General features: G+C 58.3%; 9 protein-coding genes. All 9 read left to right on the top strand.

Annotated elements, in window-relative coordinates; genetic code table 11:
* Positions 1-64 precede the first annotated feature (64 nt).
* Positions 65-355, top strand: a complete 291-nt coding sequence (gene groES, locus ACYVHK_RS19465) for a co-chaperone GroES (protein WP_460535544.1) — start codon at positions 65-67, stop codon at positions 353-355.
* Positions 356-404: 49 nt separating this feature from the next.
* Positions 405-2,045 (top strand): chaperonin GroEL, encoded by a 1,641-nt coding sequence (groL, locus tag ACYVHK_RS19460; protein WP_460535542.1) that lies wholly within the window; start codon positions 405-407, stop codon positions 2,043-2,045.
* A 192-nt stretch (positions 2,046-2,237) separates the two neighbouring features.
* Positions 2,238-2,705: a type IV pilin protein gene (locus ACYVHK_RS19455; RefSeq protein WP_460535539.1), complete on the top strand. Its 468-nt coding sequence runs from the start codon at positions 2,238-2,240 to the stop codon at positions 2,703-2,705.
* Positions 2,702-3,346, top strand: coding sequence for a pilus assembly FimT family protein (locus tag ACYVHK_RS19450; RefSeq protein WP_460535537.1), 645 nt, complete (start codon positions 2,702-2,704; stop codon positions 3,344-3,346). Before ACYVHK_RS19455 ends, ACYVHK_RS19450 begins: the two co-directional genes overlap by 4 nt.
* An 11-nt stretch (positions 3,347-3,357) precedes the next feature.
* Complete coding sequence (locus ACYVHK_RS19445) at positions 3,358-3,795, top strand: type IV pilus modification PilV family protein (protein WP_460535535.1); 438 nt, start codon at positions 3,358-3,360, stop codon at positions 3,793-3,795.
* Between the two features lie 28 nt (positions 3,796-3,823).
* Entirely contained in the window at positions 3,824-5,146 is a 1,323-nt protein-coding gene (locus ACYVHK_RS19440; protein WP_460535533.1) for a PilW family protein, read from the top strand.
* 146 nt (positions 5,147-5,292) lie between these two features.
* Positions 5,293-6,021 carry a pilus assembly PilX family protein gene (locus ACYVHK_RS19435; protein WP_460535531.1) on the top strand — a complete coding sequence of 243 codons (729 nt, stop codon included), beginning with the start codon at positions 5,293-5,295 and terminating at the stop codon, positions 6,019-6,021.
* A 49-nt stretch (positions 6,022-6,070) separates the two neighbouring features.
* Complete coding sequence (locus ACYVHK_RS19430) at positions 6,071-9,949, top strand: pilus assembly protein (RefSeq protein WP_460535529.1); 3,879 nt, start codon at positions 6,071-6,073, stop codon at positions 9,947-9,949.
* 222 nt (positions 9,950-10,171) lie between these two features.
* Positions 10,172-12,451: a beta strand repeat-containing protein gene (locus ACYVHK_RS19425; protein ID WP_460535527.1), complete on the top strand. Its 2,280-nt coding sequence runs from the start codon at positions 10,172-10,174 to the stop codon at positions 12,449-12,451.
* The last annotated feature ends 112 nt before the right edge of the window (positions 12,452-12,563 follow it).

Raw genomic sequence — 12,563 nt, 5'->3', positions numbered from 1 at the left:
GCGATCATCAACTCAATGATTTTTGCCTGTTACGGCATTCTGAATATACCCACAGGAGCAAACCATGAAGATTCGTCCCCTGCACGATCGCGTTGTGATCAAGCGCGTCGAAGCCGAAGAAAAAACTGCCTCGGGCATCGTTCTGCCAGGCAATGCGGCTGAGAAGCCCGATATGGGCGAAGTCGTGTCCGTCGGTACCGGCAAGATCCTGGACAACGGTTCCGTGCGCGCCTTGCAAGTCAAGGCTGGCGACAAGGTGATCTTCGGTAAGTACAGCGGCCAGACCGTCAAGGTCGACGGCAACGAACTGCTGGTCATGCGCGAAGAAGACATCATGGGTGTGGTCGAAGCCTGAGCGGCTCCCCTCCCTGACTTAAACCCCACGAATTCTGGAGAGCTAAAAAATGGCAGCTAAAGAAGTCAAATTCGGTGATTCCGCCCGCGTAAAACTGGTCAACGGCGTGAACATCCTGGCCGATGCGGTCAAGGTAACCCTGGGCCCCAAGGGCCGTAATGTGGTGCTCGAGCGCTCCTTCGGCGCCCCCACCATCACCAAGGACGGGGTGTCCGTCGCCAAGGAAATCGAACTGAAGGACAAGTTCGAGAACATGGGCGCCCAGCTGGTCAAGGAAGTAGCTTCCAAGACCTCCGACATCGCCGGTGACGGCACCACCACAGCCACCGTGCTGGCCCAGGCCATCGTCAACGAAGGCCAGAAGTACGTCACCGCCGGTTTCAACCCGACGGACCTGAAGCGCGGCATCGACAAGGCTGTTGTGGCCCTGGTTGCCGAGCTGAAGAAGATCGCCAAGCCGACCACCACCTCCAAGGAAATCGCCCAGGTTGGTTCCATCTCCGCCAATAGCGATGAAGATGTCGGCCAGATCATTGCCAACGCCATGGACAAGGTTGGCAAGGAAGGCGTGATCACCGTGGAAGACGGCTCCTCGCTGGAAAACCAGCTGGACACCGTGGAAGGCATGCAGTTCGACCGCGGCTACCTGAGCCCGTACTTCATCAACAATCCGGAAAAGCAGATCGCTTCGCTGGACAACCCGTTCGTGCTGCTGTTCGACAAGAAGATCAGCAACATCCGCGACCTACTGCCGGTACTGGAGCAAGTGGCCAAGGCCGGTCGTCCGCTGCTGATCATCGCTGAAGATGTCGAAGGCGAAGCCCTGGCTACCCTGGTGGTCAACAACATCCGCGGCATCCTGAAGACCGTGGCCGTGAAGGCTCCTGGCTTTGGCGATCGTCGCAAGGCCATGCTGGAAGACATCGCCACCCTGACCGGCGGCACCGTGATCGCCGAAGAAATCGGTCTGACCCTGGAAAAGGCCACCCTGGCTGACCTGGGCCAAGCCAAGCGCGTCGAGATCGGCAAGGAAAACACCACCATCATCGACGGCGCTGGCAAGGCTGATCTGATCCAGGCACGCGTTGCCCAGATCAACAAGCAGATCGAGGAATCGACCAGCGACTACGACCGTGAGAAGCTGCAAGAGCGCAAGGCCAAGCTGGCCGGCGGTGTTGCCGTGATCAAGGTTGGCGCCGCCACCGAAGTCGAAATGAAGGAAAAGAAGGCGCGTGTCGAAGACGCCCTGCACGCTACCCGCGCTGCCGTGGAAGAAGGCATCGTGGCCGGCGGCGGCGTAGCCCTGCTGCGTGCCCGCGCCAACCTGGGCAAGGTTGAGACCAGCAACAACGACCAGGAACAAGGCGTGAAGATCGTCCTGAAGGCGATCGAAGCACCGCTGCGCCAGATCGTTGCCAACGCTGGCGACGAGCCGAGCGTGGTGATCAACAAGGTGCTGGAAGGCACGGGCAACTTTGGCTACAACGCTGCCACCGGCGAGTACGGTGACATGGTTGAGCAAGGCGTGCTGGACCCGGCCAAGGTTACCCGCTCGGCACTGCAGTACGCCGCCAGCGTGGCCGGCCTCTTGCTGACCACCGATGCGATGATCGCCGAACTGCCGAAGGAAGATGGCCCGGCTGCCGGCGGCGGCATGGGTGGCATGGGCGGCATGGACATGGGTATGTAATCCCCATCCAGGCGCTGTCTGCCGCAAAAAAGCCCCAGCACTTGCTGGGGCTTTTTTTATGCCCGTGTCAAACTAGCCGTATATCGTCGTCGGCTAAACCACTTGTCCGCCGATCCGTTCCTGTCATCGGCTGGCTTTTGCCAATTTGTCCCAACACCTGAATAATGTCACTTGCATACAAGGGAGAATTCCATGCGTCGCACCGCTGGCTTTACGCTTATTGAACTGATGGTTGTCATTGCCATCATCGGAATTCTTGCGGCCATTGCCATACCGCAATACAACCAGTACGTGATCAAGTCCAAGGTAACCGAAGCCTTCAGTACCTTGTCGGATCAGCGCGTACGCATGGAACAGTTCTATCAGGATGCCCGAAATTACGGCGTGGCCAGTACAACCTGTGCCAACTACAGCAATGCCAACCTGGCTACCGCGACCGTGATCCAGCCCTCCAAATACTTCGACTACACCTGCGTGCCGGATGCCACCGCGCAGGGCTTTACGTTGACCGCGACCTCCAAAGCTGGCGGCGGCATGGGTGCGCTGGGTTCCTACGTGTACACCATCAACCAGGCTGACGTACGAACAACCACCGCCTTCGTCGGCGCCACCGTACCTCAGAACTGCTGGATCAGCAGCAGAGGAGCGACCTGTCCATGAGTCGTCTTCGCCTAGCGACCCGTCGCAGCGCGGCGGGCTTTTCCCTGCTCGAATTGATGGTGGTAGTGGTCATCATCGGCGTTCTGACCGCCATCGGCGTACCGAGCTATCGTACCTGGGTCGAAAACAGCAAGATCCGCACGCTGACCGACAGCCTCCAGGACGGGCTGCGCTACGCCCGCGCCGAGGCGATACGTCGCAACACCCCCGTGCGCTTCCAGCTCACCAGCACGCTCAATGCCAGCTGCGCGCTTGGCAGCACCAGCACCAACTGGGTGGTCAGCCTCGCCAACCCGGCGGGTTTGTGTGATGTCGCCGTGTCCGATACCACGGCCCCGCGCACACTCAAGAAGTCACTGGTGCAGCAAACCAATGGTGCGACTTCCAACCTGAGTATGGTGTCGGTCTTAGCCAACGGTACGCCGGCAGCGGCTACCGCCACCACGATCAATACCATCACCTTCAATCCGTATGGCCGCGTCAATGAACAGGTGCAGGCAGGTGTATGGATGACCATCTCCAATTCCACGCTCACTAGCACCGACCTGCATCCCTTGCGCATTACGGTGACCCAGAATGGCCAGATTCGTCGCTGCGATCCGAGCACCACGCTCGCCACCGATGATCCGCGTCGCTGCTAAAGGTGAAAGACATGCATACAACAAGACAAAACCTTCGCCACAAGGGCATGGCCTCGCAACGCGGCATCATGCTGCTGGAGTCCCTGGTTGCCATCCTGATCTTCTCGGTCGGCATACTGGGTCTGGTGGCGCTGCAATCGAAGGCGGTTGCGCTGGAAGAGGACGCCAAGTACCGCGTCCAGGCCGCCTATCTGGCCAACCTCTACATCAGCCAGGTCTGGTCTGGCGACTTTGCCAATGCCTGTAGCGTCTATGCCCAGGGTTCGACGGCCTATAACGCCTGGGCTTCGGTCGTGCAGAACAGCCTGCCTGGCGTGACCAGCACGACCAACCAGCCGACCGTTACACCCGTGTGTACGGTCAGCCCGACGACGGTACAGATTTCCGTCACAGTCCGCTGGAAGATGCCGTCCTCACCCACGACTCACAGCTATACCACCAGCGCCTGATGCCGTCGGCCCCGGAAAGAACAAGACAATGAAACACATCCTGACGCCCAAGGGCTTGCGTGGCTTCAGCCTGATCGAACTCATGGTCGGCATCGTCGTCGCCCTCTTGACCACGGTAGTGATTTTCCGCTCCTACCAGGCCTATGAAGGACAGCGCCGCAGCACTGGCGCAGCATCTGACGCCGTTGCCAACGGCCAGTTCGTGGTGCAGGAGCTCGATCGTGATATCACACAGGCAGGCTGGGGATTCCAGTATGGCCGGCAAGGACTGGGATGCGACTTCAGCGCCGGTTACGCACTTGGCAGTGGCACAGGGGTCTTCCTGCCCAATGCCGCCACAGCAACCCGCCCGGCAAATATCGGTCTGCAGCTCATGATGCCAGTACTGATTGCTGATGGCAGCACCGCCACGGGGGGCAACCAGTACACGCCTGACGCCATCCGCGTGATGTACAGTAGTTCCGAGACAGCCGTGCCCTACAGCGGCAGCGTCTCTGGCACCACGTTCTCCCCGACCTCGGCAGTCGGCATGCAGCAGGGGGACCTGTTGCTACTGCAGAATGCCACTAACCGTACCTGCCAGCTCGCTCAGGTAACCAACAATAATCCGACCACAGCAACTGGCCTGTTTATGGAAACCGGCACCGGCCCCTGCCTGCCGAATGCAAAGGGTGTCTCACCATTTACAACCGACATGTGCCCCAGCGGTAGCGCGTTTAACCAGGCGGCAGGCCTGGCCGGCGCGAGTTGGGTATCGAACCTGGGCACGCTGACGGTGCACACTTACACCATCAACGGCAAGACGCTTTCCAACTACAGCGCGGTGCTGGGCAACACCTATGACCAGACCAGTGCCACCCAGCCTTTACTGAACGTCCCCGGCTATATCAACCGCAATACCAGCACCACACTGGATACCGAACTGTCGCAGGACATTGTCAACATCCAGGCACAGTACGGCATTGATCCTAACCGTACCAATACCCAAGACCCGGCACGGGTCAGCAATGTCACCACCTGGGTGGACGCAACCGGCAATTGGCTGCCCACCCAGATGGGACAGCTCAATGGCGGCGTCGTGCGCGCTCAGCAGGTTCGTGCGATCCGGGTCCTGGTCGTGACCCGTAGTGCCCAGCCGGAAAAGAAAGACACCAGCGGCAACTGCAGCGCCACCAACACCACGGTCGCGCCCACCAGCATCAGAACCATTACCTGGCCAAATGGCGACACCAAGGATATTGACCTGAGCGTGGGTACCGGCACCGACTGGCGCTGCTACCGCTACCAGACCTTCATGAACATCATGCCGCTGCGCAACAGCATCTGGAATGCGCTCGACTATGAGCGATGACCTTGTGCACCCGCCCAAGCGGCGGGAACGGATATACGGCCGGCCGCGCTGCGCCGGAACTACGACTGGCCACCGGGCCTGACAGGACGCACGACACTATGCTTATCTACTCTCGCTCATACCGCCCCAGAGGGCAGGAACGTGGCGTGACCTTACTGATCGCGCTGATCGCCCTCGTCGCCTTGACCCTGACGGGATTGAGCCTGGTCCGCTCGATCAGTTCCACCAACGAGATCGCCGGCAATATCGCGTTCCGGCAATCCACAATCCATAGCAGTGATCGGGCACTGGACGCCGCAGAAGCGCTCATTTCAACGGGTGGCCTGCTGCAAAGCAAAGCCCTGACGGGGTCGCCAGCCGTCTTGCAGTACGTCTCCTGGAACGCGGTAGACCAATACTACACAGCGACCCGCTACCCCACCGAATTCACTACGGCCCATCCCGCAGCGTGTGGCACCGATATGAATTGCCTGAAAACCAGCGGCATTCCCAACCGCCTGTTGCCCGCGCAGACCGCGACAGCCGGCAACCCGACCGGTCTGTGCAAGAGCGCGGCCGATGCCACCGCCATCACGGCCCAATCCGGGCTGGCCCGTTATGACGCGACATCCGGTAACTGCACGATTACCACCATCGAACGGCTTTGCACCCAGAACGGCATTACCAGCAAAGCCTGGTGTGTGCAGTTCAGCAATACGCCGAACGACCCCGCAGCGGCCAACTACGATCAGAGCCATGGCGGCGATGACAACATCGGTGGTCTCGCACCCGCACCAGTCACGGCAGTAGCGCTGCGAGTCACCGTTCGTACGGACGGCGCGCGCGGCACCACGTCTTATGTCCAAGCGATCATGACCTTGCCCATCGGCAACTAAGCGATACGGCCCACGTTATTTCATGCATAGCGGTTGAAGGAGACTCGACATGCACCCAATACCGACACGATTTCCCTTGGTACGGCTAGTCTGCGTACTTGCTGCGGCAGGCATTTGCAGCGTGCAGGCGGCCAGCCCCGTCTTGTCCAATTCGCCGATCAACCAGCAGAATCTGGTAAAGCCCAATATCCTGTTCATGATGGACCGATCAGGGAGTATGGCTAGCCACCATGTACCGGACGAGGCTACATCTGGCAGCACCAACATGTCAGGCAAGGCTGGTTATTTCAACTGGCATTGCAACGCACTGGCCTACAATCCCAATACGGTTTATGCGGCGCCGATCAACGGTGACGGTAGCGTCATCGCGACGATGGCCAACGTACCCGCGGGATCTTCCAACAGGTACACCGCAGCCTACGACAACGGCTTTGGTGGAACGGGTGGAACCAAGTATGACCTGACTACGTTCACCGGGAACGGTTCAATTCCCGTATCGAATTTCTATTTCGACCTCAAATCGACCGCCACGGCGCCAACTTCCTATGCGGATTCAAAATGCAGGGAGAACGTGGCAGCAACTACGACCAGCTTCAACAGAGTTGATGTTAATACCCTAACAGCAGCACAGCAGCAGAACTACGCTAACTGGTTTGCCTACTACCGCAATCGTCTTCTGATGATGAAAACCGCGGTCGGTTTCGCATTTCGAAATTTATCGTCAGACGTGCGTTTTGCCTATATGACGATCGATACCACGCCAGGGCAAATCACCAACAGCTCAACAATCAACTCCTTCTTGCCTATCGCTACGATGGACCAAACGCAGAAGAATAGCTTCTACACCAAGCTATATGGATTGGGCACCAGCGGATCGACTCCCTTAAGAGAGGCGCTGTCTGGTGCCGGCCTTTACTTCGCCAATAGATACACAAACCAACCGGTATTGGCAAATGGCCCCTCCACTGGCGGAGAATGTCAACGGAACTTCACTATCCTGTCCACCGACGGTTACTGGAATGAGTTGAACGGGAATACCAACCCTATCAACAAGAAGGGAACGGCCGATCTTGGTTGGACAAGCGCGACCTCAACTGGCGGCTATGTAGGCGATCAGGATTCGAACGGTAGCGACGCCTTCAGCAAACGTACGCCAGCAACAGGTAGCCCTTATACCTCGGAAGGTCAATGGTCCAATAACCAAGCAACTGGAACGACTACCACTACAGATACACTTGCAGACGTTGCACTTTATTATTACAAGTCCGACCTATTGCCAAGTTATCGCAAGCTTGACCCCAATCGGGACTCCTTTACTAATTCCGATGGTACAACCAATACTCCCAGCTTAGCTCCTCCATATCTCTACCGGAATATGGTTACTCACACTGTCGGTGTGGGCGTGGCCGGCACATTGAAGTATGTGACAGACTACGCAACCAATACAGATGGTACGAAAAACGACTTCTATAATATCAAGAATGGTTCTCAGACTTGGCCCTCCCCTGCCAATAACCTAATTACCACAGCGGATGATCTGTGGCATGCCGCAGTCAATGGACGGGGCACTTTTTTCTCGGCCAATAACGCTGCGGCCATGGCTCAGGGCTTAAGCCGTACCCTTGCAGATATTACGGCCGATACCGTGTTCAACGTGGCTCCAGTAACGAGCTCCCCGGTACTGACCAATGACAATAATGTCTCCTACAAAACCAATTACCGCAGCGGCAGCTGGACCGGTCGCCTGAATGCTGTCTTGCTCGACCCCACTACGGGTAGCGAAGTAACGGCGGGGACGCCGCCGGTTGCGCTGCTGCCCATTTGGCGCGGTCATCTCAAGCTGGACCGACAGGCCGGTGCTTATGATCCCAGCACCACTCCAGCCACCCCAGCAACCACCGGCTGGCTCACCAGTCGTAAGATATTCTTGGGCTCGCCGACCGCCGGTACCGCCCTGCCCTTCCTGCACAACAACCTGACAGCCGCTCAAAAAGCGGTACTGCAGGACGGCGTTGCCAATACCTTTCTGACAGGCCAAACGCCTTCGATTACCAAAGCCTACAGCGAGCTGGTACTCGAATATCTGCGTGGTAGCCAGCAGTACGAGGAGAACATCACCGGTGTCCGTGAGAATGCCCTCCTGACACTCCCGCTGTTCCGCGGCCGCGGTGATGACACCTACCATATCACCGCCAACCCTAGCGGAGATAAGACTCAGGGCATACTCGGCGATATCGTCAATGCCAAACCGGTGGTGGTCTCTACCCCCAAGGAAGCCTACCTGGATAGCGAGAACCCCGGCTACGATGCCTTCAAGCTAGCCAAAGCTACTCGTACGCCGATGATTTATGTCGGCGCCAATGACGGCATGCTGCACGCATTCAATGCTGAAAATGCGGCCGGTACCGGCATTAACAAGGTTGCGACCGCCAACTCCGGGAAGGAAGAATGGGCCTATATTCCATCCTTGCTCATACACTCCGATCTCGACGAGGGCGGCAGCAAATATGGTTTGCAAACCTACAGCTATCCCATCGGAGGCACCCCGCAGATCAACATCCCCCCGGCCAAGAAGCACGCGTTCATTGACGGGTCCTTGCAGACCAACGATGTGGACTTCAATCGGACAGACACCTCTACCGGCGGCTCAAATGGCGCTCCAGACTGGCGCACCCTCTTGGTCGGTGCGCTCGGCAAGGGTGGCAAGGGCTACTTTGCGCTGGATGTGACCTACGGCGACAAGGAGGCCAACGGTACAAGCCCCCTTACCGAAACTACCGCTGCCAACAAGTTCCTCTGGGAGTTTGCCGGTGTGCCCTCCGGTGGCACACCTGACCCGGACATGGGCTACAGCTTCGGCAACGCCGTGATTTCCCGCTCGGAAACCTATGGCTGGATCACGGCCGTAACCTCCGGCTATAACAATGCCTCCGGTAAGGGCGCGGTCTGGGTGCTCAATGCCAAGTCCGGCCAGGTGATCAAGAAGTTTACGATTGCCCCGACTTGCGCCACCACCGGCGACTGCGTGGTGGAGTCCGGCCTCAGCGCCAGCAACCCGCTTAACCTGGCCAAGATCGTCGGTTACGTCTACAGCATTGCGTCGGAAAAGCTGCTGGCCATGTACGGTGGCGACATGCAAGGCAATGTTTGGCGTATTGATGTTTCCGATCTGAACAAGAACAACTGGACGATCAAGAAACTCGCCAAGCTGACGGCACCTGCCGCCTCGGGCACCAGTGTGGCCAACGGCCTGTATGGCAACAACTGGCAGCCGGTTACGACGGCACCGACAGTGCAGTGGGATTCGGAAACCGACCGTCGCTGGGTATTTGTCGGCACCGGTATGGACCTGAGCCCGGATGATCGGGACAGCACCAAGAACCAGGCCAAACAAACCCAGACCATGTACGCGATTATCGACGGTTCAGGTGCAACACCGTTGACCCTGCCGCTTCCGTCCGGCCAGCCCGTTACGCGTTCCAATCTGGACGCTGGCGATGCGGAAACGGTGGGCGCCCTGACCCCCTCTGCAGGCAGTCTGGGCTGGTATATCGACCTGAAGGCACCCAGTGGTCTGGATCTTGCAGAGCGTATCGTCCTTCAACCTGTCGCCCGCTTCGGTGCCGTGGTGTTTGACTCCAGCACGCCGGTTACCGACGTTTGCCTGCCGGGGTATTCCGGCAAGTCTTACGCGCGTGGCTATCTTGAAGGTCAGCTCGGCGCCTCGTTCATTCTGCAAAACGGTGTTCCGGTGAAATACGTCAGCAACCAGGCGGGTTATGCCGCCAACCCTTCGCTGGTTGTCATCAACGGTGAAACCAAGCTGAAGAACTGTAACCTGAAGGGTGAATGTACGACGGAAGCACTCAGCCCACCGGGCCTGAACAAGCGGGCACGTATTTCATGGCGTGAACTACTGAACCAATAAGTAGTAAGGCAGACAAGGTAACTGTGTTTTGCGCCAAGGCCGATTGTCAAAGCCTAATTCCCTGATCAAACCCCGCGACAGCGGGGTTTGTTTTTTGTTCAGTCAAGATTGCATTTGCAACGTAGTTAGCGTTAAATGCCATTTGAATGTCGTTTGCATTAAAAAATATCACTTATCTTTGAACGACTTCTGCGATCAATCTCAGAAAAGGAATTAACTGTTATGCGCATAATGAATACATTGCGCGGACTAGGGCAGCATGTCCTGGTCTTGGCGACAGTTGCGTTAGCAGCGTGCGGCGGCCCTGGTGGCGAGACCACGACAGCAACGAAGACTGAAAAACTCACGCTGACGATCGACAATAGCTCGATCTCCGCAACTGCCGGTGCGACCGTCACGGCGGTTCTCACTGACGGTGCAGGCGCGGTGAAGGTTGGCCAAACCATTACCTTCAAGACCGATGCGAATATCGGCGTCTTTACACCCGCGTCCGGCACCTGGATTACCGATTCGACGGGCACTGCAACGATCAAACTGAGTTCTGGACCGAATGTCGGCTCTTCTGTCGTCACCGCGACAACGGCGCAAGGCACCTCGGCCTCCCTGAGCTATGCCAATACCACCCCAGGCAAGGCCGTTGCCTCCATCCAGTTGCTGGTCAGCAGTGGCAATCTGCTGGCTGACGGCAGCTCGACCGTAGATCTCACCGCTTTGGTCAAGGATGCGAACAACAATACCGTGAGCGGCCAGGCCGTCAACTTCACAACCGATTCGGGTGCTGTGACCGTCACCAATGGTGGCGTGAGCGATGCGTCCGGTCGCGCTACGGCGGTGCTCAGCAGCGGCGGCGACAAATCCAGCCGAACCATCAATCTGGTGGCGTCTGTCGGCAGCATCAAGGCCAGCGCAGCGGTTGTCGTGAGTGGTACCAAGATCACTATCGCAGGTGTGAATTCGGTGGTGCTGGGTAGCTCGACCAAGCTGACTATCAGGCTGCAAGACGGCGCAGGCAAGGCAATTCCGGGCCAAAGCGTGACATTGGGTTCCAGCCTGGGTAACACCTTCACGGTAAACGGTGCGGCGGCGACATCAGCCACCACCGATACCTCCGGCCAAGCGACGGTGACCTATGTTGCCACCAAGGCGGGTGTTGATGCCATCAGCGCATCGGCCCTCAACGAACGTGGCGGCCTGTTCCTGAATGTCAGCAACGAGTCGTTTACCTTGTCGGCGCCGGCACCACAAGCAGGTGCTAATTTCCCGGCCAATGGTACGCCTGAGTTCAATCTCAACACACCGATTACCTTGACCGCTACCTACCTGGTCAATGGTGTACCCCAGGCCAACAAAGCGGTTGCCCTGACCACGACCCGCGGCACGCTGACTGCAGGCTCCGTGATGACCGATGCGACAGGCACGGCGACTACCACTATCCAGGCCTCCACGGCGGGTGGTGCAACGATTACGGCTGCCTATGGGCCGGTGTCGTCGCAGTATCAGGTCGAATTTGTTGCCACGACGCCGGACAAGATCGCCCTGCAGGTCGAGAAGTCCACGGTTGCGCCCAATGGCAACACGTCCATCACTGCGACGGTGCGGGATGCCAAGAACAATCTGGTGAAGAACCAGACTGTGAGCTTCAACCTGAGCGATACCACTGGTGGTACGCTGAGTGTGGCCAAGGGTGTAACGGACAGCTTCGGGCAGACCAGCACCACGTATACGGCTGGCAGCGCCGCCAGCTCCAAGGACAGCGTCGTGATCACCGCCATGGTTGGCGCGATCTCGAGCACTGCTAAGCTAACGGTATCTGGTCAATCCCTGTTCGTTCGCGTTGGTACCGGTAACCTGGTCGAAGTACCGAATACGACACAGTACGCCCTGCCCTACTCGGTACTGGTTACCGATGCAGCAGGCAACCCGGTCAGCGGTGCGACTGTTGCGCTCAATATCGTGCCGACCAACTTTTACAAGGGTTTCCACTTCTGGAACGGCACGACCTGGCAAGCGATCGGTGGCACCTCGGTGTTCCAGAGCCAGACTGCAGCCTGCCCGACGGGTACCTTCCTTGTGTCGTCGGATACCACCACCACGCCTGCGACCCTGACCTGCCGCCAGATTCTGCCCACCACGGCTTGTGCCAGTGAAGATTCGCTGGTTGATCCTGCCAACGGCGTAGGCGCCAACAACGGTATTCTGGAGCCCGGTGAAGACACCAACGGCAACGGCGTGCTGGATCCTGGCTTCGTAGCCAGCACCGTGACCTCGGTGACGACCGATGCAACGGGTAGCGGCTTCTTCAAGCTGACCTACTCCAAGGATCGCGCCTTCTGGGTACGTGTTGCCCTGACCGCTCGCGCTACCGTGCAAGGCACGGAAGCCTCTGCCACTGCAGCCATCCTGCTTGGCGGTGCCGCATTGGACTACAGCAACCAGCAAGTCGCCCCTCCCGGTGCTACCAGCCCGTACGGCAGCGGCCTGTCCTGTAGCAATACGCTGTAAGTAGTCGACGCTTTACTTCAGAGCCCGCACTTGTTGCGGGCTCTGTTGTTTTATCCGTCGGGAGCATCGCGGTAAGACCTGAACCTCGGTAATGCAGGGTAGGTTTCCCTCG

The organism is Chitinimonas naiadis, from assembly GCF_054780835.1.
Note: the sequence above shows the minus strand (reverse complement) of the source record. Positions and strands in the feature narration are given on the sequence as shown.

What these genes read in the sequence shown, in the direction of transcription:
- groES (WP_460535544.1), top strand. Translation starts at nt 65, where the DNA reads ATGAAGATTCGTCCCCTGCACGATCGCGTTGTGATCAAGCGCGTCGAA.
- groL (WP_460535542.1), top strand. Translation starts at nt 405, where the DNA reads ATGGCAGCTAAAGAAGTCAAATTCGGTGATTCCGCCCGCGTAAAACTG.
- ACYVHK_RS19455 (WP_460535539.1), top strand. Translation starts at nt 2,238, where the DNA reads ATGCGTCGCACCGCTGGCTTTACGCTTATTGAACTGATGGTTGTCATT.
- ACYVHK_RS19450 (WP_460535537.1), top strand. Translation starts at nt 2,702, where the DNA reads ATGAGTCGTCTTCGCCTAGCGACCCGTCGCAGCGCGGCGGGCTTTTCC.
- ACYVHK_RS19445 (WP_460535535.1), top strand. Translation starts at nt 3,358, where the DNA reads ATGCATACAACAAGACAAAACCTTCGCCACAAGGGCATGGCCTCGCAA.
- ACYVHK_RS19440 (WP_460535533.1), top strand. Translation starts at nt 3,824, where the DNA reads ATGAAACACATCCTGACGCCCAAGGGCTTGCGTGGCTTCAGCCTGATC.
- ACYVHK_RS19430 (WP_460535529.1), top strand. Translation starts at nt 6,071, where the DNA reads ATGCACCCAATACCGACACGATTTCCCTTGGTACGGCTAGTCTGCGTA.
- ACYVHK_RS19425 (WP_460535527.1), top strand. Translation starts at nt 10,172, where the DNA reads ATGCGCATAATGAATACATTGCGCGGACTAGGGCAGCATGTCCTGGTC.